This window comes from Paenibacillus sp. S28 (assembly GCF_016624415.1).
GTDB classification, from domain to species: domain Bacteria; phylum Bacillota; class Bacilli; order Paenibacillales; family Paenibacillaceae; genus Paenibacillus_AQ; species Paenibacillus_AQ favisporus.
Genome location: NZ_JACVTM010000001.1, coordinates 117345 through 142281, shown reverse-complemented (window position 1 = coordinate 142281; position 24937 = coordinate 117345). Strand labels below are relative to the sequence as shown.

The window sequence follows — 24937 nt, the reverse complement described above, 5'->3', positions numbered from 1 at the left end:
CTTTATGCTAGGGGCTGATCGATCCTATGAAAGCGAAATCATCTTTGGGGAGGTTGACCCATGAGCAATGCAAATGCCGTTTCGCGCGTATTCATTCTGGGAATGGACGGCGCCGGCAGCTTTATTCAGCACACGGCTACACCGGTCATCGACGCTTTTCTGGCAAAAGGGGCCGTCACCTATGACGCCCAGGCGCAGTCGCCGACAATCAGCGCGGAATGCTGGGGCTCCGTGCTTCACGGCGTCGTACCGGAGAAGCATGGATTAACGAACGAGGTCGCTGCGAGCGAGCCTTATCCTGCCGAATCGCCTTACCCTTCCGTATTCCGGCTTGCAAGGAAGGCATGGCCCGAGGCCAAGCTCGCCTCCTTCACCAGCTGGAGCCCGATCAATGACGGGATCGTTGAGGATGGCATCGGAATACATAAAGAATCTCTTCCGGATGCGGATCTGGTTCAGGCCATCCAGAACTATCTGGAACAGAATCCGGACGTCAAACTGCTGTTCATGCAGCTGGATGAACCCGATGCGGCCGGACATAAGCATGGGTATGGACCGGACTCGCCGGAATATTTGAATGCGATTACACAAAATGACGTCCTGTTCGGTCAGGTGCTCGGTACCCTTGAGTGGCTGGGACTTCTTGATGATAGCCTGGTGATTTTACTGACAGATCACGGCGGTGGAGGCGACGACAAATTCAGCCACGGCAGCGATCATCCGATGGACAAAAATGTGTTCTGGGGATGCGTGGGGCCGGGAATCGCGCCGGGAACGACCATCGGGGAAATCTCGATCGTGGACACAGCTGCTGTCACCGCAGCCGCTCTCGGCCTGGATATTCCGGATGCCTGGGATGCCGTTGTCCCTGCCGGCTTGCTCCAGACTCGGTCCATGCCGGAAAACGCATAGCGGGAGGATAGGCAGATGAGGAAAACATTACGATTTCGCGAGGACGGCACGTTTACCGTCGTCCAATTTACCGATACGGAGTTTTGCGAGCCTGATGATGAAGAGCTTCAAATGAAGGATATGATGCGAAGGATTATAGAGGCGGAACAGCCCGATCTGGTCGTCTACACCGGTGACGTGATCGCCAGCAATAAAAGTCCGAATCCGGCCGCAGCGTTCCGGGATGCGGTGTCGGTTCCGGAGCAGATGGGCATCCCCTGGGCAGCCGTCTTTGGAAACCACGACTCCGAGGCTCCGGATATGACGCGGGAACAGCTTCATGCCCTGCAGCTGTCCCACCGATACTGCTATGCGATTCCCGATCCGCCCCACGTCAAGGGCACCGGCAACTATTGTTTGGAAATCCGGGATTCACACCGGGACAACGTGGAGGCAGCCCTTTACTTTTTGGATTCGGGCAGCTACTCGCCGCTGGAGCATCTGCGCGTCGGATTTTACGACTGGATCCGCCGCAGCCAGATTGAATGGTATACACAACAGTCCTACCGTCTTACGGCAGGCAACGGTGGAGTCCCCCTTCCATCGCTAGCCTTCTTCCATATCCCGCTGCCCGAATATAACGATATTTGGGATTTCTCGGTCTGTTATGGGAGCAAGCTTGACCGTCACTGCTGTGCGCCCTGGATCAACACCGGTTTTTTTGCGAGCATGGTTGAGATGGGCGATATTCTCGGTACCTTTGTCGGCCATGATCACGGCAACGATTTTTGGGGAACGCTGCACGGTATCCGCCTCTGTTACGGACGGACCACCCGCAACGCTTATCTGGATCAGCCATTCATGCCCGGCGCCCGGGTCATCCGGCTCACGCAAGGGGAGCGGAGTTTTGACACCTGGCTGCATCTACAGGACGGGTCCGTCCTTCGCGACCAGCCAGTTCATGCACCGACAGGCAGACCCGTTCAGGCGGGAATGCCGGCAGCAGCCGAATAACCGCCTAAAAAAGCCGTTCAAGCGATGCGGTTTGCCTCCGCTCTTGAACGGCTTTGTTTGGGTTCAACCTGTGATTTCGGCTTTCTTCTCGTAGTAGCTTGCCGGAATGATTTTAAAAACCTGAACATACAAAAGCGAGCTGAGGATTGTTGCCACGAAGATGAAGCCGAACACGATCACCGGTGGAAACCACGATGACAGCATAATCGTGACCGGAGCGATAAACCGGCCGACCGAAAACTGCAGATTCGCCGCCCCCATGTATTGCCCTCTGGCGTGTTCAGGCGCATATTTGCTGATAAAGCTGTCGGTGACGGGGCTCCGCGATAGCTCGCCGATCGTAAACACAAACGTAAACATCAGCAGCAGCCACACCTGCGTCGTCAAACCGATCAAGAACATCCCTCCGCCAAACAGCAAGGCCGACATGATCAGGATGTTCCGTTCGGACCAGCCCTCGAACAGCTTGGTTACGGGAAGAACGCACAGCACGAACAGCAGACCGTTCAGCCCCAGCATCAACCCGAATACCTGCGCGCTGCTCAGGTTGAACGTCCAGCCGCTGAAGGACAGCAGCGCCTGTCCCGGTACGTATTCTTTGACATACATCGCTAAATACATATCCAGCTGCATAAAAGCAATCGTCACCAGGATCCCCGCGGCAATATAGAGCGCAAATACCTTGTCCTTAAAAATGACGCCGTAACTCACCACCTGCTCCTTCAAGATAGCGGTTAGCTTGCTGCGGGTACGATTCATCCTTGCCGATGCCGGGAGCGTCTCCCTGCTGAACAATAAAATGGTCAAAAAGTACAGAAGCGTTACCGACGTGCAGGTCCACAACAGCTCGTGCCGGTACTGGAAGAAGAATACCGAACCCAGCGCCGGGCCAAAGACCGCCCCGATATTTCTGCCCGTCACGAAGGTTGCGAACACCATCCGCCGATCCTTTTCCGGAGTGACGTCGGCCACCATGGCCGAGCTTCCCGGTGAATAGATCGCCCCTCCCAGCCCGAGTCCGATATATGCGGCATAATCGAGCCAATGGGACGGGGATAACGCAAAGGCAGCAAACATGCAGGACTGCATGCAGGCCCCGATCAGCATGGCGGGCCTCCGGCCGAAGCGGTCCGCCAGATACCCGCCGAACAAGCTCCCGAGCAGGCTGACCAAGGGGGGAACAGCCATCAGCATACTGGCCGCGGTCTTGCCGAACGCGTCGCTGAAAAACAGGGTGATGTAAGGAAAGTACATCCAAAACAGCAAATTGAAAAGTGTGTCGCCGATCAGCCGGATTTGCAAGTTCAAATCCCATTTAAGCCAGTTCACAACAGAGGTTCCTCCTGTTTTATGATGGGGTCGTTTCTCTTCCTGAAGAATCATTGGCGGTGACATAGCCGATCACGTGGAAAAATGGAAGGAGTTTTAATATATCACAGGAATATGGAGCCGGGCAACGTTTTTTTGCAAGCGATAACAATCCCGTTCCGATATGTGCTTGTGATACGGCGAGAACACAAAAAAACTCCTGAAGGCATCTTTCCTTCAGGAGTATATATCATCGCTACCGGCAGCCAGGAATGCTGACGGCAGGCCGCAGCTATTCGATCCGCGCACAGGCGATCCGGTTGCCGGAGTTCCCCGAAGGGTCGGTCACGTAATCGTCCGCTTTCTCATGGATGATGATCGCGGTTCCACCCGGCTTCAGGAGCGAATTGGCGGCTCCCTTTTTAAGCGTTACGGACTGGGTTTCCAAATCGGCAGTTACCGTCCCGTCCTGCTTCACCTGAATGTTCAGCAGGTCTCCGGCATGATAGCCCTTCGGATTATGGAAGCCGTGCTGCTTGCCGGTCGGGTTGAAATGGGCTCCAGCTGTTTTAAAGTCAGGCGGATCACACTTGCCGTTTTCGTGGAAATGAATGCCGTGCTCACCTGGCGGCAGATTCGCGGCTTCGATATGGATTTGAACTGCGGCTCCTTTTTGAGTCAGAAGCGCCGTCCCTACTTCTCCGCCTTTGGAATCCACGATTTTCACCTTCAGCTGCGGCTCTTCCGAATTGGCATAAGCAGCCGGTGTTGCAGCGGCAGATCCGAGCAGAAATCCGGCGCTGAGGCAGACGGACATCACCATTTTTTTCATACTTGCAATCGTCCTCCTGTATTCTGGTTTTAGGTCTCCCAAAATCAGGTTTGCCTAATTCCCGAAAAAGATAACACCTGTGCCGGACGGAAATCCGAAAAAATAAAAGCAGCCCGAAGATCCCAGAGCGGGAAATCCGGACTGCTGTAACCATGCGGGTTAAATCAATGGGCTTGGTTAGCGCGGTTACACGAGATCAGGAATATGAATCTCGACTTCCTTCTTCGTCTGCGCGGAGCGGATAATGCCGTCAATAATAGCCTGATTCCGCAAAATTTCCTCGCCCGGAATCGGAGCTGGCGTGCCTTCACGCAGCGCGCGGACAAAATCCTTGATTTTCTCCTCAAACACGTTGATTTCATGCTTGATGAGCGGAATATTGCTCTCAGTATGATGTCCCTGGATGTCATGGAACAGCGAGATGGAACCGACATGCCCATCCCATACACCGCTCCAAGGGCCGCTGCCTGCCGGAAGCACCTTCATGCCCGCATCCGTGCCGAGGAACATCGTCGCACCAAGCGTATCCATATGCATCGCCCAGGACGTCTTGAAGTTCAGGACCAGGTCTCCTTCGAACCGGACCATAGCCACGCCGAAATCCTCAACGTCAAATTGTCCGGCTTCCGCGTGGTATTTCGGATTGGTGCCAAAATAGTTCGAGGTATAAGCGGAGACGGTCAGCGGCTTCGGATAACCAAGCGTGTTGAGCGCCAGATCCAGCGAATAGCAGCCGATATCGGCCATTGCGCCTGCGCCAGCGATATCTTGACGGATAAACGTTCCGCCCGGCATGCCGCGGCGGCGTCCGCCCCCGGTTTCCACGTAATACACTTTACCCAACTGCCCGTTCTGCACCATATTTTTAATGATGGCCATGTTCGGGTCGTAGCGCGGCTGAAAACCGACATTCAGCATCCTTCCGGTTTTCTTGGAAACCTGCACCATTTCGACCGCTTCGTCCAGCGTGACCGACATCGGTTTTTCCAGCATGACGTTTTTGCCGGCCGACAGGGCGTCCACCGTTGTGCGGTAATGCGCCACGTTCGGCGTACAGATGCTTACGCCATCCAGATCAAGCTCGAGCAGCTTGCGGTGGTCGTCAAAGCCGGTCGCATCCGGCAGGTCCCAACGCTCAATGAATTGCTGCGCCTTGTCTGGCAGAATATCCGCCACCCCGACGATTTGAACATCCTCGATTCCTTTGTAAGCCCGGGCATGCGCTCCAGCGATGCCCCCGCTTCCGATAATGCCAATCCGAATTGTTTTTCCCACGAGATCGTAATCCTCCTATACTTTCGCGTTCTTTCTCCGGTATTCCGATGGCGTGTAGCCGTACCTCTTCCGAAAAACGGTATGCAGATAGCTTCCGCTGGAAAATCCGCCCTGTACAGCGATTTTCTCGATGGACCAGCGCGTCTCCACCAGCTGGCGGCACACTTCCTGCAGGCGGAAATCCTCCAAAATTTCGCTGAAGGACCGCCCGCCCCCCTGATCCTTAATGATCCGCTGCAGCTGCCTTGAGCTGATATGCAGCTTGTCGGCAACATCCTCCAGCACCACTTCGCCGGAAGAGTTGGCATGAATGTACTCCAGAGCCAGCTGGTACCGGTAGGCCTTCATGTCCCGGGACGGAAGCTCCGCTTCCCGTGGTTCCGGCTCGTAAGCGCGCACGGCACGGAGCAGAATTTGAATGATGCAGTTTTTGATCGTTGTATACAGTCCTAAATATTTTTGCTGTGAGGCGTTGAAGGCCTCCAGGAAAAACGGCATCGCCCTGTACGTATCCATCACGGGCTTCAGCGGCAGCGTCCGCAGCTTCTCGATGCAGTCATGCGCCTCGGCCGCCTCCCACGGATCGGCGTATGGACGCGGCGACTGGCCGGCATCCGGCACCTGCGACAGGTCCCTGATATCCACATGCAGACACAGCTCATCCATCGATTCCTCGGGATCCGCTTCCTGGTAATGGAGCACCTCCGGACCCGTCAGGTAGAACATGCCCTCCTGAAGAGCATAGGGTTCATCCACCAGGATCACCGTTCCCTTGCCGCGCGGTATAAAGTGAAACTCGAACTCGGCATGCTTGTGAAAGGATACGATTTTCCCCGGAGGAAAAGAAGTCAAATGAAAACGTATCACCCGAATCTCATAATTTCCCCAATAGATGCGTAAATCTAGACGCTCCAAAGCATCCTGGCGTCCCTGCATAGTTTCGTATGGAAAATTATTCATCATTGCAGCAACATCCTTATGTCTGATAAGTTCTGTGATGGTTAGCCTTGCAGTTCGTTCAGTTTAACGGCGCGGCGCTCGGCGTTAGACAGATTGGCCGCTTCCATGAGCTTCGTCAATTCGATCGCCATCGCGATGTTTTCATCGGCAGTTGTGCCTTGTTCGATATGGCTGATCCACTGCTCAAACGCGCTTTCGCGGTTGGCCGGAACCGGAATCTCGACCCAGGCATCCTTGTATTCCTCATTGCGGGTCGTACGAAGCAGCAGCTTGCTGTCCGGCGTTCCGAACAGGATCGTTCCTTCAGTGCCGTGCACCTCCACGGTAAACGGCGAAAAGTTGTTCACGAATCCGGCTTCAACGACGCCTACTGCGCCTGATTTCGTAGACAAAGTCGCAACCGCGTTGTCTTCCACTTCTTTTCCGGTTATGTATCCAAATTGCGCGCTCACGTCCACAGGTTCTTCTCTCAAGAAAAGTCGCGTCAAATACATTGGATGGCAGCCAAGATCGATCAGGGCGCCGCCGAGCGTCTCTTCCTTCTTATAAAAATGCGAAGGCAGCCAATTGGCCGTCGCCCCGTTGTGGGACAGCCGGACGCGTACATAAGTTACCTTGCCCAGGAGCTCCTGGTCCAGAAGTTCCCGAATCGCCAGCGTATAGCCGTCGTTCAGTCTGGGAAGGGATACGGTCAGCTTCACGTTATTTTTCTCCACAGCCGCAATAATGTCGTTGACCTCGCTCAGCGTTGCGGCAATAACCTTTTCCGTAAAGATATGCTTGCCGGCTTCTGCGGCTTTGATCATGACTTCGCGGTGCATGTTCGTTGGCGCATCCACGATGACCCCATCGATATCGTCACGGCTGAGCATTTCATCCAATGAAGCGTAAAAAGTTACACCCTGCTTATCAGCGGCTTCTTGCCCACGCTCCGGATTTTCGTCCCACACAGCCACGATTTCCGCACCCGGATGAGCCTCAGCTTGTTTCGTATAGTCCCATGCATGCACATGCCAATAGCTTATTTTACCGATTCTGATCATATCCAGCGCTCCTCAGTATTTAATATTAAGACATCATGCCCTTAATCTAACACATGAAAAACCGTTAATACAGTATAATATTACGACAATTTTATATAAAATCGCGCCGCAAGAAAAACCTGGTCTTAAGACGGGTTTCCGCCCCAACCGGAGACGGTTTTGTTCCGGCAAAAATTTGCGTATCATGGGAATACAAGTTCTTCTGGACTGTTAAGAAATCGGGCAGACGGCTTAATACTTTCTTAAGCTTTCTGTTCATCCGTCCTTAATCTTTGCTAATTAAAATAGAAAGCACAAGTACAATCACGATAAGGAGATTCTTATGGATGTGCTGGGATATATCGAGCGGCTGTTCGGACAGTACGGATATTGGGTCCTGCTTCTCGGACTTCCGCTTGATGCCATCGCCTTGCCGATCCCGCCAGGCAATACGACGCTTACCTACACCGGGTATTTGTCCTATAAAGGCGTACTGGACCTGCTTCCGGCTCTAGGTGCCGCCTACCTCGGCTCCATCGTCGGGCTGACGGTTACTTACGTGCTAGGGTACAAGCTGGGTCAGCCGCTGATTGAGCGTTACGGGAAATGGCTGTTTCTCAAACCGGAGCATGTGGAAAAGACCGCCAGGGTATATCACAAATACGGCAACAAGCTGCTACTGTTCAGTTATTTCATTCCGGGAGTCAGGCAGTTTATCGGCTACTTTACAGGGATCATCCGCATCCCTTACCGCACCTTCGCCTTGTACGCCTACACGGGATCCGCGCTCTGGGTTACCGTATTTATCGGGATCGGCTACATTTTCGGCAATCAATGGCAGCTGGTCTTGACCTGGACGGAGCATTTTTTGAAATACGTCGTGGCCGCCGTGTTCGCCATTCTGGCCGTATACGTTTACCTGAAATGGCGCAAGCGTACTAAGGTTCATTCGAGGCAATGAGGCAATAGGGTAAGCTTCGGACGCTGACGACCATTCGATGCAAAAAACACATTTTTGAGGAGGACCGATGCATGATCATCACCCGTTATATGGAGCAGGCGCACGGCTGGGACCGGCGCGTATTCCACTGGATTAACCGCACTCAGAATCCGACCATGCTCCATGCTGCGCTGCGCATGCTGACCCACCTGGGCGGCGCGCTGTTTACAATCACTCTGACGCTGTCCGTGGCGCTGTTTGCTCCCGAGCCGTGGCGGACAACGAGTCTGCAGAGCTTTGCCGCGCTGGCTATCAGCTTTTTGATTACGACCCTGATTAAACGCAAGGTCCAGCGGATTCGCCCTTACCTCGCCCTCGAAGGCGTTCGGGTTGGCAAAAACCCGCTGAAGGACCCCTCGTTCCCGTCTGGGCATTCAACGGCCATCTTTTCCATCATTACGCCGTTTTTGTTTATGGGCTTTTGGGTCGCCGTCCTGCTGCTTGTTATGGCACTCATCGTCTGTATTTCCCGGATTTACCTCGGACTGCACTACCCTTCGGACTGTCTGGTCGGCAGCTTCGTCGGCAGCATGACGGCAGTGCTCACTGTCGCCGTGATCAATCTATGAGTTTATATACAGCATAAAAAGTGCAGTCCGCTGGGGACTGCACTTTTTTGCGCTGCCGTTATGACCGCCCGCAGCGTACCGAGCCACTGCCGATCCGGCTGCTTATGCCATCAGGCGTGGAAGAATTGTCCCGAGCGGACTTCCTTCACATAACCGGCGCGGATGGTAAAGTCACCGAAATGCTCGCCCTCCCGGCGTTCCTTGGCATAATGGAAAATAATCTGCTTCAGGGAATCCAAAATTTCGGCCTCGCCGATATTTTCCTTGTAGAGTTTGTTGAGCCGTTCTCCGGCAAATCCGCCGCCGAGGTACATGTTGTATTTGCCCGGCGCCTTGCCGATAAAGGCGATTTCCGCCAGGGCCGGTCTTGCGCAGCCGTTCGGGCAGCCTGTCATCCGGATGACGATTTCTTCTTCACGGAGGCCCGCTTCCTCCAGGATCGGCTCGATTTTGCCGAGCAGCGTAGGCAGGTAGCGTTCGGATTCAGCCATTGCCAGACCACAGGTCGGCAGTGCCACACACGCCATGGAATTACGGCGCAGTGCCGAATAATGGATGCCGTCAGTCAGACCGTACTGCTGCACCAATTCGGTGATCTTCTTCTTTTTCTGGCTGCTCACACTGCCGATCACCAGATTCTGGTTTGGCGTGAGTCTGAAATCCCCCGTATGAACCTTGGCGATTTCGCGCAAGCCGGTCATCAGCTCATACCCTTCCTCGTCCTTAATCCGTCCGTTCTGGATAAAGAGGGTCAAATGCCACTTGCCGTTGCTGCCTTTGACCCAGCCGTACCGGTCGCCATTGCTTTCGAAATGGAACGGTCTTGCCGGCTCCAGCTCCCACCCGAGACGCGCACTCAGCTCCTGGATAAACCAGTCGATGCCGCGGTCGTCAATCGTATACTTGAAGCGCGCGTGTTTCCGCACGGCACGGTCGCCGTAGTCGCGTTGGATCGTCACGGTTTTCTCTGCCAGATCGATCACCTGCTCCGGCGTACAGAACCCGATGACCTGCCCTACCTGCGGGTACGTGGCCGGATCGCCGTGGGTCATCCCCATGCCCCCGCCGACCGAAACGTTGAATCCGGCCAGACGTCCGTCCTCTACAATGGCGATCAACCCGAGGTCCTGCGAAAATACGTCGACATCGTTGGAAGGCGGGATCGCCATACCGATCTTGAACTTACGCGGCAGGTATACCGGACCGTAGATCGGCTCCTGTTCCACGTCATGATCGTGGCTGTCCACCACCTTTTCTTCGTCAAGCCAGATCTCATAATAGGCCCGGCTCCGCGGATCCAAATGGGCACTCAGCTTGCGGGCCCAGTCGTACACCTCCGAATGAATCTCCGACTCGTACGGATTCGGATTGCACATGACGTTCCGGTTCACGTCGCCGCAGGCGGCCAGTGTGCTGAGCAGCGATTCGTTCACCTCGCGAATCGTGTTCTTGAGGTTCCACTTCAGCACTCCGTGCAGTTGAAACGACTGGCGTGTCGTCAGGCGGATCGTCCCGTTCCCGTACTTGTGGGAAATCCGGTCCATCATCAGCCACTGCTGCGGGGTAACCACGCCGCCTGACGCGCGCACCCGAAGCATAAACTGGTAAGCCGGCTCAAGCTTCTGCTTCTGCCGTTCGTTGCGCAGGTCCCGGTCATCCTGCATGTAGCTGCCGTGATGCTTCATCAGCCGGTTATCGTCCTCGGGGATCGACCCGGTGATCGGATCCTTCAGCGTATCCACCAGGCTTCCCCGCAAATAGTTGCTTCTGCGTTTGATATCCTCCACATCGCTGTGGGGCGCGCTGTTTGGTGACATCAAATTGTTATCAGACATGTTTGCTCTCTCCTTCTCGCTTGCCTATCGGATGCGCTTAATAGACATCCCGCTGGTAACGTTTCTCCTGCTGCATGCGAATCATATATTCGGCAGCTTCCTCAGGACTGAGACCGCCTTCCTGTTCAAGGATCGTAATCAGCGTGGAATGGACGTCATGGGCCATTCGTTTCTCGTCGCCGCATACATATACCACAGCGCCTTCCTGCAGCCACTGATACAGTTCCCGGCTCTTCTCCAGCATGCGGTGCTGGACGTAAACCTTCTGATCAGAATCCCGCGAGAATGCCACGTCCATGCGCGTCAGGACGCCGTCCTTGAGCCAGCGCTGCCATTCGATCTGGTACAGGAAGTCGGTCGCGAAGTGCTGGTCGCCGTAAAACAGCCAGCTCTTGCCTTCGGCTCCGGTCTCTTCCCGCTCGCTCAAAAATGAGCGGAACGGAGCGACGCCTGTGCCCGGGCCGATCATGATGATCGGGGTATCCGGATTTTGCGGAAGCTTAAAGTTCGGATTATGCTGGATATAGACCGGCAAAGCCGATCCGGGTTCGCTTCGTTCAGCCAACTGTATCGAGCAGACGCCGTACCGCTCTCTTCCGCGATTCTCGTAGCGGACGGTCCGGACCGTTACATGCACCTCGTCCGGCGACGCCTTCAGGCTGCTGGCGATCGAATACAGACGGGCCGGAATTTTGCGCAAAATGGCTACGAATTCTCTGGCCGGGATGCCCTTCAGGGAATAATCCTGCACCAGATCGAGCAAATCGCGTTCCTCGATGTAGGCTCTCAGCTCATCATGACCCGATGCGAGCAGTTCGTTCAAAGCACCGTTAGAAATGAGCGCGGCTGTCTTTTCCAGCAAAGGCTTGGTGAGCACCGTGATTTCATAATGGTGGAGCAGCGCTTCGCGCAGCGTAGCCTCATCACCGTTTTTGTTAACCGGTACGGATTCTTCGCCGGACCAGCCCATCGCCTCGATCAATTCATCGACAAGCCGCGGATGGTTTTCCGGGTAGATGCCCAGACTGTCTCCGGGTTCATACTCCAGATTCGATCCCTCCAGCGAAATTTCCAAATGCCGGGTTTCGCGGTCGGAACCGCGGCCGTTCAGGTTGATATTCTCCAGAACCTCGGCCTGGAACGGATTGGTTCTGGAATATTCCGATTCCGCGGATGCGAGCAGCGAATCTGCCGTGACAGGCACGGCCTGCGGTGCAGCTCCGGCTCCTGCTCCGGCAAGCTCGGCAAACGCACTGGCCACGCTGTTGATCCATTCCGCCGCCGGCTCGTCGAAGTCCACGTCGCAATCGACACGCGGAACGAGCCGCTTGCCGCCCAGTTCTTCCAGCCGCTTGTCAAAATCCTTGCCTGTCTGACAGAAGAACTCATAGGAGGTGTCTCCAAGCGCCAGTACAGAGAACGGCATGCCTTCAAGCTGCGGCGCCCGCTTGCTGTGCAGAAATTCATAAAAGGATATAGCGTTGTCCGGCGGATCCCCTTCGCCATGCGTGCTGACCAGAATCAGCAGGTTTTCCACCTTTTTCAATCCGTTCGGTTTAAAATCGCTCATCGAAGAAAGCTTGACCTCAAAGCCCTGATCCTGCAGTCTCTTGGTCACCTTCTTGGCCAACGCCCCGCAATTGCCGGTCTGCGACCCGTACAGGACGGTAACCTCTTTCGGCGCAGCCGGTGCCGTGCTTACCGGAGACGCAGCCGGCGCATTTGCGGCAGCCGCAATAGGGGCGGTTCCCAGCACAGCGCTACCCGTTACGGCGGCCGCTGCGATATATCCGCTCAACCAGATGCGCTGGGCATCGGTTAATGTGGGCAGCAGACGGTTGAGCAGCTCGACCTGCTCTTGGTTAAAAGGGCTGTTCGTTACTTGAAGTTCCAACAAATATCCACCTCGCGTAGCATGCATTAGTGATAATTCCTAGTAAATTACTCATATTTTCTCTCTTGAACCTATCACAGCAGGGGGGAACGGTCAATTAGAATGATCTTATAGGTTTTATCAGGTTTGCTGATAAAGTGGCTTCGTGCCGATTATTCCTCTTGAAACCGCTGTTAGATGATAAAAAAGGCCCGACCGTAAAACAAGCCGGGCCCTCCAAACGAAGGAATAAAATTCAATTTACATATGACAAATTTTCTCGCGGATCAGATCCGTTACCAGCCGATCCGGAGACCGGTCTCCCCGCCCAACCTTCATCCGGTTGCACAGCACTGCCACGGCAAGGCCGTTCGACGGATCGGCGTATCCGATCATGCCGCCCAATCCGGCATAACCGAAAGCCGAGCCGCCGCCCATGGCATCACCGTCTTGGCTAAGCGAGTAGCCCAGCCCCAACCGAACGGGAGCAAGCGCAACTTCGTCGATCCCTTCAAATTGCAGCTGTGCTGCCTCGGTTATGGTGGCCGGCTTGAGCAGGCGTCTGCCATCCACGCCCTCGCCAATCAGTGAAGCATACATGCGCGCCAACGCCTGAGCATTTGCGACGGCATTGACGGCTGGTACGGCTGCCGAATGGAAGCAAGCCGAGTTCCACTCCGGATTGGCAACCGGAACCAGGGCCGGAGGCAGCACCCGCTTGAACAGCATGTCATCGGGCATGGAAGCAATAGGTACGGCTTCGCCGCTAATTTCGGCGATCCGGGTTTCCGCTTCCGCTGGGGCCCCTAAATACAGATCCCTCTCCATTCCTAATGGCTTGCAGATCTCGTCCTGAATGATCTGGCCAATCGCCCGGCCATCCGCTCTGGCGGCCGTTTCCCCTAGAATCCACCCAAAGGTCATGCCGTGATAACCTGCCTTGGTGCCAGGTTCCCAGATAGGTTGTAACTGTTCCATCTCGTGCACCATCGCTTGCCAGTTGGTAACCAGCTCCATATCCGCGTGCGCAGGCATCAAAGGAACTCCTGCCGTATGAGTCAGAACCTGGCGGAGCGTAATCTGTTCCTTCCCATTCGCCCCGAACTCGGGCCAGTAATGAGAAATCCGCTCATCATACGCCAGCTTGCCCTGCTCGGCGAGAATATGAATCGCCGTGGAAATCACACCTTTGGAGCAGGACTGCATCACGAAGAGCGTATCCGGATGGACGGGGTTTTGTCCTAAGGCATCGGCGCTGCCTGAAAAAGCATTCACCACCAGTTCACCATGCCAGTAGGCTGCGGCTTGGAATCCTACACCGATATCGTCTTTCGCAAGTTCATCCAGCAGCCGCTGGACCTGTGTTTGAAGATTGATGAAATGCTGACGTTTGTTTATCCATGGATTGGTCAATGCATTCAACTCCCTTATTATTTAAAATGAAAAAATAAGGTGCAAAGCCCATCCAATAAAACGTCCTGAGGGCGAACTGTTAAACTGATCGTCCGCCCATGCAAAGGTTCGCCCTATGAATAGGCTTTGCATGAGCCGCTTGGCATACTGGCAAATTGATTTGCCATCGAGATCGACCGCCTTTCTGCTTGGAATTGTAGCAGAGAACTCCAGCCGCTTCAACGCCAAAATTAAATATAGCCAAACTTTATAAAGACACGGAAAACATAAACTTGAGTCTAATCAAGCAGCTATTGAGGGGTGCCACTGCGCCAACGGACGTTCGGCGTTGAAGGTCCGAAAAAAAGCCCGCTTCATTGTTTCAACGCTTCCGGTATTTCCGCGTTCGCTCGTCTTCGATAACGCCAACCCAATTCAAGCCAAAGCCAAAATCGTACGTGTTGCCATCAGAGTCCACATGGCATTCCATATCATGAGCCACATCCTCCAGCTGCTCCTCAACCGTCTTCATATGGGCCGGCATCTGCATCGGCAGCAGTCCCGAAGGCTCAACTCTGCCAGTCAGGATCTCCATAATCACCTGCGCCTGAACGCCAAAATCGGCTACAATCGCATCCGCTTCGGACTCGAATTCGTTCACCACCGCTGGATTCGAGAGCAGCATCGACACGATGACCGGCTTGCCTTTCATCGCCTTCCGGGTGTCCAGCACCGCGTCCAAATCTGTCGTATTTTGAGGCGTAACGCTTTTCCCCTTATAAGAACGGTTCAGCACGTCTTCCGGACGCGGATCGCCCGCCAGGCTCACTTCCCGTGCATGCTCGGCTGTATAAGTCCGGTACTGCAGGCTGATCGGTACATACCCGTTCCCCCGCTGCTCCACGTCCTCCTGGCTGTAACCGAAGCCCGATTTCGGGGAGGCAATGAAAACCAGGCCAAAGTCCGCCTCATCCGGTTGATCCGTCACCGTAAAATATTTGGATACCAGCTCCAGACTGACCGGATACTCCAGCTTCTCCGGGGTTTGGTTGCCAAACCAGTCGGTTCCGGCCGGCGTATATCGCTTCGGAATATATACCTTTTTCCCGGCCTTCAGCGGCAGCACCGCATTTTTATTTTTCAGCAGCACCACAGACTTCAGCTGGGCCTCATACCCCTCGCGCATAAATTCGGCGTTTCCGACAACTCGGGCGCTCGTATCCGGGTCAAGATACGGATTCTCGAACAATCCGAGCCGGAACATATTGACCAGAAGCCGGACGGCGGACTGCTCGAACCGCTGCCGCATCCAGTCTTCTCCGTGCTCGCGCAACCCGACTCCGTAGGCTTCCAGCACCGGTCCGATTTCGTTGTTGCCGCCGAACTGGTCCACCCCGGCCATCAGCAGCTTGTAATGCCGTTCACCGACGGTCAGTTCCTCCACACCCCACGGCTTGCCGCTGAGGAAAGAATCCTTGGCAGGGGACTCGTCGGCCGTAATCATCCAATCGGTGCACACAACGCCATCGTATCCGTACTGATCGCGAAGAAGATCTCCGATCAGCCAGGCGTTATAGGAATTGCCTACATTTTCGCCGTTCACGGTATCCTGATTCGCCGAAATGGTGTAATACGGCATGACGGCCGAGGCTTTGCCCGTCTTCCCGGACAGCTTGAAGGCGCCTTCTGTAAACGGAATCAGATGCTCGCCGAAATTATTCCCGGGATAGACCGCATACTTGCCGCAGCCGAAATGGGCGTCTCTGCCGCCTTCACCGGATCCGCCCCCCGGCCAATGCTTCACCATGGCGTTGACGCTGTCATAGCCCCAGCCTTCCTGAATTTCGCGTTCTCCCTCCGAAGTCTGGAAGCCGTCGACGTACGCCCGGGCCATATCGGCCGCCAGCGCCGAATCTTCCCCGAACGTTCCGTTGAAGCGGAACCAGCGCGGGTCGGTGGCGATATCGATCTGCGGGGACAACGCCGTCGACAACCCCAATGCGCGGTATTCCTTCGAGGCGATCTCCCCGAATTTCCGCGTCACCTCCGGGTCAAAAGTCGCCGCCAGCCCCAAGGTTTCCGGCCACATGGAGATGGCGCCGCCGGAGCCTGCGTTAAACTCCGAACTGGAGTCGGAGCCGTGCCGCGGATCTGAGCTGTTGTTGGCCGGGATGCCGAGGCCATGCCCTTCGGCAAACGCCTGCACCCGATTGTTCCACTTGGCAGCGGTCTCCGGGCTCTCCACAGTGGTAACCAGGATATGCCGCACGTGATCCTGTGCCAGAAAATGAAGCTGTTCATCGGTCAGCTCCCAAGGCTTGACGCCGCTCTCTTCAAAGGCTTTGCCTCTGTAGGTTGCGGAGAACCAGCCTCCGCTCGCCGCAGGCACCGCCTGATGCCGGCTGTACAGCATCAGACCGGCAATTTGCTCGGTCGTCATCTTGGACGCCAGATCTTTGGCCCGCTCTACAGGCGACAGCCGCCAATCCTCATAAGGATCCAGTTGGCCGTCCCTGCTCAGGTCCTTGAAATAAAGGCCGTCCTGTTCCAGGATCTTTACGCCCGAGGCAGCCGAATAGCCCAGCGTCGGCCCATCGGGATTGTTCACATAACGAATTTCTTCTATATTTAGCGCAGCTTTTGTATTCGACATGTTCTCTTTCCTCCAATCCATCATCGGAATTACGAATTCAGTTTCAGCTTGGTGTTCAGATCGTCGATGATTTTCGATAAATCCGCTTCCGACGTTCCCCCGCCCATCATGCCGGACAGCGAGCGCAGGGCGTCATACTTCCGCCACTTCACCACGGCCTCGAACAGCTCGGCGATTCCGTCGTCTCCCATGCTCTCTGCAAACATAGCTCCCATCTGTTTCAGGCGCTCCAGGCTGCCCTCTATCGCTTCTTCGGCAAACGCAGCCGTTTCGGGGATGGCCATCAGCTCGTAGAATTTGGTGTTGCGCCCCACTTTACGGAACGGAATCCCGGTCGATTCCAGGCTCAGGGTGACGGACAGGGGCGTATCCGCCGATGATGGACCTGCAACGATGTCGTAAGCACCGGATTCGGCAAACCAGTCATGAATATCGGTATTGAAGTAGGCAAAAGCCCGTTGATCCAGCACAAAATGGACCGTCTTCGCTTCACCCGGCTGCAGATGAACCTTGGCAAACCCCTTCAGCTCCTTGACTGGTCTGACGACATGGCTCTCCAGCGGCTTGACGTACAGCTGCACGATTTCCTTGCCCGCCACCGTACCGGTGTTGCGAACGGTAACAGACACGTTGACGGTGTCGGTATCCTTCATAGACGTTCGGTCAGCCCGGATATCCTCATAAGCAAAGGTTGTGTAACTTAGACCGTAACCGAATGGGAAGAGCGGCTCCTCTTTTTTCGCTTCATAATACCGGTAGCCCACGAACAAGCCTTCCCCGTACGTCACTTCGCTCTTGCCCCCCGGGAAATTCAGGAACGCCGGCGTCTGTTCCAGCCGAACGGGAAATGTCTCCGCCAGCTTGCCGCTTGGGTTCACCTTCCCGTACAGCACGTCGGCCGCTGCGCTTCCCGTCGCCTGCCCGCCCAGATAGCCTTCCAGCACCGCTTGGACATGCTTAAGCCAAGGCATCGTCACCGGCGATCCGTTGGACAGCACGACAACCGTGTTGGGCTGCGCCGCCGCGACTGCCTCGATCAGGCGGATGTGCGAGGAAGGCATATCCAGCCGTGTGCGGTCGACGCCTTCGGATTCGAACGAATCCGGCAGGCCGGCGAAGATGACGGCCACGTCTTTGCTTTGCGCCAGCTTCACAGCTTCTTCGATCAAGCTGTCGTCGGCCTCGCCGCCTTTGAGCAGGTAGCCCGGGGCAAACGCACAGTCAGCAGACATTCCCGCAATTGCATCGAACGGAGCGTCCATCCGGGTCGGAGTAATGTGCGAGCTGCCGCCGCCCTGGTATCGCGGATGCTTGGCGAATGCGCCGATGATGGCGACCGATTGCTCCGGCTTCAGCGGGAGCAGGCCGCCCTCATTCTTTAAGAGAACCATACAGTCCGCGGCCGCGCGCCGGGCAAGTTGGTGATGAGCCTCTGCGTCGTAGGCGAAGCCTTCCTTTTTACCATCGTATCCTTTAAATATGACAGTGAGCAGACGGCGAACCGCCTCATCCAGCACGGCCTCTTCCAGTTCTCCGGATTGAACGGCCTCTACGATCATCAGGTCATGCTCCGGACCGACATAAGGCATTTCCAGTTCCAGTCCGGCCTTAAGTCCCTTCACCCGTTCATTGATGGCGCCCCAATCGGTCATGACCAGTCCGCCGTGGCCCCATCTTTGCTTCAGCACCTGGTTCAAAAGGTAATCGTTCTCCGAGCAGTAATCGCCGTTCACCTGGTTATAGGCGCACATCACGGTCCAGGCATCACCTTCGATGACCGGGCCCTCAAAGCTGCGCAGGTAAATTTCGTTCAGTGTCCGCTCGTCGACCACGGCGTTAATCGAGTTGCGCAGCGTCTCCTGATTGTTGGCCGCAAAATGCTTCACCGACGTTCCGACGCCTTGGCTTTGGACGCCTTTCACATGGCTCACACCCATTTCCGAGGACAGGTACGGATCCTCCGAGAAATATTCGAAGTTTCTGCCGCATAGCGGTGACCGCTTAATATTGACCGCAGGCCCGAGGATAATCTGTACGTCCTCCTGCTGACACTCCTCGCCGATCGCGGCGCCGACCTCCCGGATCAGCTCGCGGTCCCAGGAAGATGCCAGACCCGCTCCGCTCGGGAAGCAGGTGGCCGGTACCGTCTTGCTCGACATGTCCCCGGGGTTGGCCTGCTTGCGCAGGCCGTGCGGACCGTCCGTCATCACAATGGACGGAATGCCGAGGCGCTCAACCGGTTTGGTCTGCCACATATTCAGCCCCGAGCATAAGCTGGCTTTTTCTTCTAAGGTCATTTGAGAGATGATGTCTGTCAGATTTCGTTTCATGATACGCTTCTCCCAATTTCCAGATTGGTTGGATTACTTTCACCGGCGTGCTCCCCGACTTCAGGCAGCGGCTTGAGCGCGGCCACCCCGGCCACGACGCAGACCGCAAGCACGATATAGAAGAAGGACCAGCCGCCGATGTTCAGCAGCAGCGGTGCGATGGCCGGCACGATCGACTGCGGCAGTGCGTTAGCTACGTTCATAATGCCGAAGTCTTTGGCCGCGTCTTCCTTGTTCGGAAGGATTCGCGAAACCAGTGCCATATCAACCGCCGTGAAACAGCCGAACCCGAGTCCCATCACGGCGGATGCTACGATAAATGCCGTGTTATGCGCGATAAAGGCATAGATGAGAATGGCTGCGATAATAATGAGTGCCGAGATATACAGGAACGGCTTTTGCTTGCGGAACTTATCGGATAAGACGCCGCCGAAAATACTCGTGATCGCCATCGCCACCATGGACACGATGTTGATGGTAGCCACGGCTGCGGTTGCAGCGCTTTCACTATAGCCCATGCGGTTAACCAGCATAACGGTCAGGTACAAGCTGCTGCAGTACCCCATCATTAACAGAAACTTGGATACGACCGCCCAGCTGAACGCCGGAAATTTTCGCGGATTTGGATATACTCTGCTCAGCTTTTCGCCAAGCGTCATCTTTTCCTGCGCCATGTGTTCGATCTGCACTTTTCCGTCCTGGATAATAAACAGGCTGATGATAGGCCCCACGATCCCGATGGCCGCAAGCAGGCTCCATTTCGTCGTCGAGGAGGCGTCCGTCATGGCCGTCATTAGCACCATGCCCAGCGCCATAGCTACCGGTAACACGGTACCCAGCAGCCCGGAGATCGTTCCCTGCTTCTCTTCCTTCACCTGATCAGGAATCAGCGCTGTGTACGCGGCCATGCCGAAGTTGAAGAACAATTGGGCGATCGCCCAGCCGATGATGATCTGCCAGATCTGCGTGGACATTCCGACCCACAGCAGTGCGGCACAGCCAAACAGCGGGCCGAGCAGAATCCATGTGCGCCGGCGGCCGAAGGAGATGTTGGTCCGGTCGCTGATCGCTCCGCCGAGCGGGTTGCCGATTAAGGCAAAAAAGGCGCCAATCCCGGATACCAAGCCGTAGGAGGAGGTATAGCCGTTCGGATCGATTTCGACCATTTTAAAAGTTAATAGAAGCGTTGCAGGTGTCATGAGAGCCAGCATCATGCAGGCATATCCGAACATGATACCGAAAGTGAGCCGTTTGAATGGCGTGATCGTTTGACCGATAATTTTTGCTTTAGCCATATGGGTTGACCTCCTCATTGGTTGAAAACGTTTACAAACCAATTATAAAACAAACCGCCCAGCTCAGGAGAGGCGGCGGTTTGCAGTCTTTTATGGCCATTTTTAATTCGTTTGTAAGCGTTTCACTTCACACAGCGAAAATTCAGGTTAAAAATTGACACAACCCCGCATCAAATGACCGGAATCAGCTCGACGAGCTCGACTGCGTGCGGTTCCAGGGTAAAGGTACAGGTCATATGGCGGTTCTCCACATCAACTTGGGTGATATGGCGACCGGGCTCTGATCTCTGCTTGATGTAATGCAGATCCTCCCCGGTCATGATAGACGGTGCACCCATTTCCACCCACATGTCAAAGCTGCTCCCGCTCGACCGGTTCAAGGAACGGCGGACGATTGTATACCTGCCGCTGTCTATTCCATCCAGCTGGAATTCCAGCTTGACGGTTCTCTCGTTTTTGAACCCACTGTACCGGCTGGTCGGTGTTACGAACGAAGTATCCCCCAGGGCATACAGGTCATCGAAGTGGCAGTAATTGAAGCACAGTATCTGATAGGCATTCGCACTCTTCGTCACTATGTAGCCTTCGCCGCGTTCAATAAGCTGATCCCCCAGCTTGGCCAGCAGTTCGTAGGCATACATAGCCGGCTTCGGAATTCCGTATTGGGCTATCAAACCCAGCCCACCATGGAACAACGCAGGGGATGCCGACGTTTCTTCGATATTGTCGCTGAGCACCCAGTAGCCGAAGCCCTGAATCCGGTCGAGATTATCGATCAAATTTTTCGCGATGTATGCCGCCTTGTACAGCGTATCGTTGGTCAGCTCCCTGTGAAATGCCGTGGAATTGAATTCCGTCAGGTATATCTCGCGGTCCGACAGGCCTTCCTTTTCAAGAAGCTGCTTCTCCCGGGTCAGCATGTCCCGTAAATAATCCGGGTTCGGTGAAATGCCCCGGAACTCCTCCAGCAGGATGCGGTACGGCTCCAGTTTGCGCAGCTCGCTTTGTTCTTCATCCGGCTCGAAAAAACCCTCCAGATTTTCATGTGGATAAAAATGGCACGGGATAAAATCGGGCAGGCAATCCCGCTCCCGGCAAAAGGCAAAAAACCGCTCGCTGAACAAGTTGGAGCGAAGCGTTATAATCCGCCCTGGCGCCCCGATCCGCAAATTCCGCGAAATGTTCTTCATCGTATGGAAAGTCCGGGAATACAACTCGAAGTACTCTTCATCCGTTCCCGGCCAATACACCTCGAGCTCCGGCTCGTTCCAAAATTCGAACATCCAGCTCTCGACTTCCGCCGGACCGTACCTATTCATGCAGTGCCGGATAAAGCGGTCAATGAGCTCGCACCAGGTGTCGAGTGACTTTGGCGGGCTTGTATAGCTTCTGCGAAAATAGAGCCCCTTCTCCGGATCGGCCGCGAGCGCGGACGGCATAAACCCGAGCTCCACAAACGGCTTCAGATGAATGGAGAGCAGAAAATCAAATAATTGGTCAACGAGCCGGAAATTGTAGACGGGCTGCCCGTCCTCCCTCTCGTTGTAAACCATCATGCCGTCATCAAAAATGCCGTGAAAACGCAAAAAGCGAAACGGGCACCGCTCCTGAACGTAACGGAGCTGCCGCTGAACGTCGGCATGAAGTCCTTCCTTGGCTTTGCCGATCGTGATCAAGTTTTTCCACGTATGCGATATCGCCTGGGTCCTCACGGCCGCATCCACCTGGCGGGTGAGCGTTTCCAGCGAATGCACTTCCCTGTCGCCCGGCGATGCGCCCCGCTCCAGGTATTGATTGATAATCCCGAGAGCGCTGGATTGATTGAACTCCATATAATTCGAAGTCGATTTTTCCTTCTTCTTTCCCGGCTCCGGCCGGTACTGTTTCCGATATTCGTTCGGCGTCACATGGTATCTGTTCTTAAACGCGGAATAGAACGACTTGGCGTTCGGAAAACCGTGAAACATGGCCAAATCGGCGATGGGGATTTCCTCTTGTCGCAGCAGATCCTCGACGGCATTTTTTAACCGAATGCTGGTCAGATAAGCCTGAAAATTCAGTCCGATATTTTCGCTGAAAAATTTCGATAAATAAGGCACGGACAGAAACTCCCGGTCTGCTATGGACTGAAGGGTGATGGGCTCGCGGTAATGGTTATCGATATACGTAATAATCCGCAGCATCCGGTCCATGTACCGCTCACTGATGCCGCCTTCGGACAGTGGAACCTTGAACTGCTTGACCAGGATGGAAAGAACGCCAAGCATCGCGGCCTGCATCTCCAGTCCGTACGTCTCTGTCTGCTTGTATTTGAGCTGGACCATCTCGGCAAGCAGCCGGCGCAGCCGGGAAACGGCATCGCGGGATTCCGGCCCGGCCTTACTGGCCTGAAATGCAAAGGAAAAGCCCTCAAAACCTGCAATATGCTCTTTCAAATAAGCGGTTGGAATTTGGTAGGTGGCGATAATGTTCATGTCCAGGCCAATGACCTCATGGACATGATGCTGGTTAATCAGCAGCACATCCCCTTCCTTGAGCGTATGGCTGACCGTGTCGATCGAAACCTCAAGCGTTCCCCGCAGCACAAAAATGATCTCAACGCTGTTATGCCAGTGGCTGGGCACGTAATTCACACTGTGCAGGGATACGTCAAACGGAAGGCTGTCATCGATCTCGAGCAGCTCAAAAACTGAATTCGCCATACTTGGGCGGCCTCCTTAACGCATCATTAGACCTAATTATAGCAGATGAAGATAGTTCGTAAGTAACGCTTGGTTTCTGACTATGGCAGATAGGTTGTCAAAAAGCCTAGCTGACGGATGCCGATACGATAATTTTCTCATCCTCTGCTGTATAAATTTGTTAATTCTCCCGGTCCACAGCAACTTTTATCCCTTTATACCGTCTGGAATATGTATCCAGATATACAAGAAAGGGTTGAGATTTCTGATGAACCACAAATTTACGTTGTTTGCCGTGTGTGCGATACTGTGCGGATCGCTCAGCGCCTGTGCCGATTCTTCGGATTCAAATCACGTTACTACAGGGTCTACGCCAAGTAGCTCCAGCACTTCCGGGCAGCAGCCTTCCGCCGATTCGGCCGGTCAATCCGGGACGAAGGGTTCCCTGCAAGCGGCCGTCATTCCAAAAGGAGGCGGGAAGATCGCCGCGGAAAAAGCGCTGTATGAAATCTATTCCCGGACAGACATTGGCGATGAGGAGAAAGTGGCTCAAATGATGCGGCAAATTGCAGGGATCAATTGGACGACGTATAACCGGATCAGCGGCCATAAGACGCTTGAGACCGTTGAGTATCTCTATAAACAACTGGATAAGATCGAAGCCGGAGATTATCCTAACATCGTAAGAGCAGGTAACGGTACGGACGGGGCTTCTGCCGAGAGTTATGCGGCCATTCTGGCCAAGCTGTACACGCGGGAACCATCCAAATTCATCGAAGCACTCGCAGGATTGGAAACTCCATCTCAAATTGAGTCCGTAGTATCCCATCTGGCTTATGGTCTAAGTGATCAGAATACCGCTCAGGTTAAAGGGAAACTGGAACAGTTGAAGCAAACAGGCGACTTGTCTGTGGCCGAGCAAAGCGTAGCGGATCAATTGCTTGATCGGTTGGATCATCCATACTAAAAAAGGCCGTATTCCCAAGTAGAAACCGGGAATATGGCCCGTGGCACGGATACGATGTACGATTTTATACATGCTGAGCTTGGTTCTACAACGAGCATCGTTCCCATCAAAACTCCTCATCGATCAGATCCGCATTCACTGCCATGGCGGCTTTGCTCCCCTGACCTGCGGCAATGATCAGCTGCGAAGGCCCGAAACGGGCGGTATCGCCAGCAGCGTACACACCCTTTACGCTCGTTCTACCCAGTTCATCCACGGCAATGCCGCCCGCTCCATCGGGCCGGCAGCCCAGCTGCGCCGCGAAGGGAGCCTTCTGCGACCAATGGGGTACGATAAAGCCTCCGGCTCGCGGTACGTATGCACCGCTGTGAAATACAACTTCCGTTAACTGCCCCCCGTCTCCCCTGAACGAATGAATCGGCTCCTCCACAACATGCAACCCCTTGACCTGGAGCCTTTCCTTTTCCCCGGACGTGAGAACAGGCTTGCCGTTCGTCAGGACGATTAAATCCCGGCTCCAATGGTGCACCGTCTTGACGAAGTGATACAGTCCCGGCTGCTCCGACAGCACAAACAATGGCCGGTCCTGCAGCTCATAGCCGTCGCAATAAACGCAATTAAAGATGCTTTTTCCATACAGCGGCTCTAGGCCGGGAATGCGGGGCAACGTTTCGTGCAGCCCGGTAGCCAGAATCAGCGTTCTGGCCCACACTTCTTCCCGCATCGAAGTGATAACGCGGAAAGCACCACGGGCCGGATGCACCTCCAGAGCCGTTGCCATGAACCGGCGAACGGTAGGATACCTCCCGATCTCCTCATATGCCAAGCTTCGGAATTGTTCGGGGCGGACACCGTCCCGCGTCAGATAGCCATGCGATACCCGTGTGACCCGGTTTCGCGGCTGGTCATTATCGATCAGCGCCGCCGTCCTGCGGGAGCGCCCCAGCACCAATGCGGCATTCAGTCCGGCGGGTCCTCCGCCGATGATCGCGCAGTCCCATATCATCTTAAGCGAATCGCTCCTTCCCTTTAGGCCGCCT

Annotated in this window: 18 protein-coding genes; 5 read left to right on the top strand and 13 right to left on the bottom strand. The window is 54.9% G+C overall.

Features of this window, described 5'->3' with window-relative positions:
• Positions 1 to 60: 60 nt before the first annotated feature.
• Both IAE55_RS00620 and IAE55_RS00615 read left to right on the top strand, forming a co-directional pair.
• Complete coding sequence (locus tag IAE55_RS00620) at positions 61 to 912, top strand: alkaline phosphatase family protein (protein ID WP_145157026.1); 852 nt, start codon at positions 61 to 63, stop codon at positions 910 to 912.
• A gap of 15 nt (positions 913 to 927) precedes the next feature.
• On the top strand, positions 928 to 1905 hold the full coding sequence (locus tag IAE55_RS00615) for a metallophosphoesterase family protein (RefSeq protein WP_145157025.1): 978 nt from the start codon (positions 928 to 930) through the stop codon (positions 1903 to 1905).
• Between the two features lie 63 nt (positions 1906 to 1968).
• On the opposite strand, the gene IAE55_RS00610 is transcribed toward IAE55_RS00615, so the two are convergent.
• The 5 genes from IAE55_RS00610 to IAE55_RS00590 all read right to left on the bottom strand — a co-directional run bounded on the left by IAE55_RS00610 (position 1969) and on the right by IAE55_RS00590 (position 7323).
• On the bottom strand, positions 1969 to 3234 hold the full coding sequence (locus IAE55_RS00610) for an MDR family MFS transporter (protein ID WP_145157024.1): 1266 nt from the start codon (positions 3232 to 3234) through the stop codon (positions 1969 to 1971).
• 271 nt (positions 3235 to 3505) lie between these two features.
• The gene (locus tag IAE55_RS00605; RefSeq protein ID WP_145020878.1) at positions 3506 to 4045 is read right to left on the bottom strand and encodes a superoxide dismutase family protein; all 540 of its coding nucleotides are present in this window, start codon (positions 4043 to 4045) and stop codon (positions 3506 to 3508) included.
• Positions 4046 to 4231: 186 nt separating this feature from the next.
• The gene (locus tag IAE55_RS00600) at positions 4232 to 5320 is read right to left on the bottom strand and encodes a Gfo/Idh/MocA family protein (RefSeq protein WP_145020881.1); all 1089 of its coding nucleotides are present in this window, start codon (positions 5318 to 5320) and stop codon (positions 4232 to 4234) included.
• 15 nt (positions 5321 to 5335) lie between these two features.
• Complete coding sequence (locus IAE55_RS00595; protein ID WP_116230925.1) at positions 5336 to 6283, bottom strand: helix-turn-helix domain-containing protein; 948 nt, start codon at positions 6281 to 6283, stop codon at positions 5336 to 5338.
• A 38-nt stretch (positions 6284 to 6321) separates the two neighbouring features.
• Complete coding sequence (locus IAE55_RS00590; RefSeq protein WP_105443360.1) at positions 6322 to 7323, bottom strand: Gfo/Idh/MocA family protein; 1002 nt, start codon at positions 7321 to 7323, stop codon at positions 6322 to 6324.
• Between the two features lie 322 nt (positions 7324 to 7645).
• Here IAE55_RS00590 and IAE55_RS00585 point away from each other — a divergent pair, with 322 nt between their 5' ends.
• Together IAE55_RS00585 and IAE55_RS00580 are read left to right on the top strand one after the other, a co-directional pair.
• Positions 7646 to 8263 carry a DedA family protein gene (locus IAE55_RS00585; RefSeq protein WP_105443361.1) on the top strand — a complete coding sequence of 206 codons (618 nt, stop codon included), beginning with the start codon at positions 7646 to 7648 and terminating at the stop codon, positions 8261 to 8263.
• 71 nt (positions 8264 to 8334) lie between these two features.
• Positions 8335 to 8871, top strand: coding sequence for a phosphatase PAP2 family protein (locus tag IAE55_RS00580; protein WP_234489212.1), 537 nt, complete (start codon positions 8335 to 8337; stop codon positions 8869 to 8871).
• Positions 8872 to 8981: 110 nt separating this feature from the next.
• Here the strand turns inward: IAE55_RS00580 and cysI are convergent, their stop codons facing one another.
• The 7 genes from cysI to IAE55_RS00545 all read right to left on the bottom strand — a co-directional run bounded on the left by cysI (position 8982) and on the right by IAE55_RS00545 (position 22951).
• Complete coding sequence (gene cysI / locus IAE55_RS00575) at positions 8982 to 10706, bottom strand: assimilatory sulfite reductase (NADPH) hemoprotein subunit (RefSeq protein WP_145157023.1); 1725 nt, start codon at positions 10704 to 10706, stop codon at positions 8982 to 8984.
• A gap of 37 nt (positions 10707 to 10743) precedes the next feature.
• A complete protein-coding gene (locus IAE55_RS00570) occupies positions 10744 to 12600 on the bottom strand; it encodes an assimilatory sulfite reductase (NADPH) flavoprotein subunit (RefSeq protein ID WP_200630636.1) in 1857 nt (618 codons plus the stop codon).
• A 240-nt stretch (positions 12601 to 12840) separates the two neighbouring features.
• Positions 12841 to 13992 (bottom strand): serine hydrolase domain-containing protein, encoded by a 1152-nt coding sequence (locus tag IAE55_RS00565; RefSeq protein WP_234489211.1) that lies wholly within the window; start codon positions 13990 to 13992, stop codon positions 12841 to 12843.
• A 361-nt stretch (positions 13993 to 14353) separates the two neighbouring features.
• Positions 14354 to 16624 carry a glycoside hydrolase family 3 protein gene (locus IAE55_RS00560; RefSeq protein ID WP_186381851.1) on the bottom strand — a complete coding sequence of 757 codons (2271 nt, stop codon included), beginning with the start codon at positions 16622 to 16624 and terminating at the stop codon, positions 14354 to 14356.
• Between the two features lie 29 nt (positions 16625 to 16653).
• Complete coding sequence (locus IAE55_RS00555; protein ID WP_200630635.1) at positions 16654 to 18954, bottom strand: beta-glucosidase; 2301 nt, start codon at positions 18952 to 18954, stop codon at positions 16654 to 16656.
• Positions 18951 to 20249, bottom strand: coding sequence for an MFS transporter (locus tag IAE55_RS00550; RefSeq protein WP_200630634.1), 1299 nt, complete (start codon positions 20247 to 20249; stop codon positions 18951 to 18953). Before IAE55_RS00550 ends, IAE55_RS00555 begins: the two co-directional genes overlap by 4 nt.
• Positions 20250 to 20419: 170 nt before the next feature.
• Positions 20420 to 22951 carry a GH39 family glycosyl hydrolase gene (locus IAE55_RS00545; RefSeq protein WP_200630633.1) on the bottom strand — a complete coding sequence of 844 codons (2532 nt, stop codon included), beginning with the start codon at positions 22949 to 22951 and terminating at the stop codon, positions 20420 to 20422.
• Between the two features lie 247 nt (positions 22952 to 23198).
• On the opposite strand from IAE55_RS00545, the gene IAE55_RS00540 reads away from it, so the two are divergent.
• On the top strand, positions 23199 to 23897 hold the full coding sequence (locus IAE55_RS00540; RefSeq protein ID WP_200630632.1) for a hypothetical protein: 699 nt from the start codon (positions 23199 to 23201) through the stop codon (positions 23895 to 23897).
• Positions 23898 to 24003: 106 nt separating this feature from the next.
• Here IAE55_RS00540 and IAE55_RS00535 read toward each other — a convergent pair whose 3' ends face one another.
• A complete protein-coding gene (locus IAE55_RS00535; RefSeq protein WP_200630631.1) occupies positions 24004 to 24903 on the bottom strand; it encodes an NAD(P)/FAD-dependent oxidoreductase in 900 nt (299 codons plus the stop codon).
• Between the last annotated feature and the right edge of the window lie 34 nt (positions 24904 to 24937).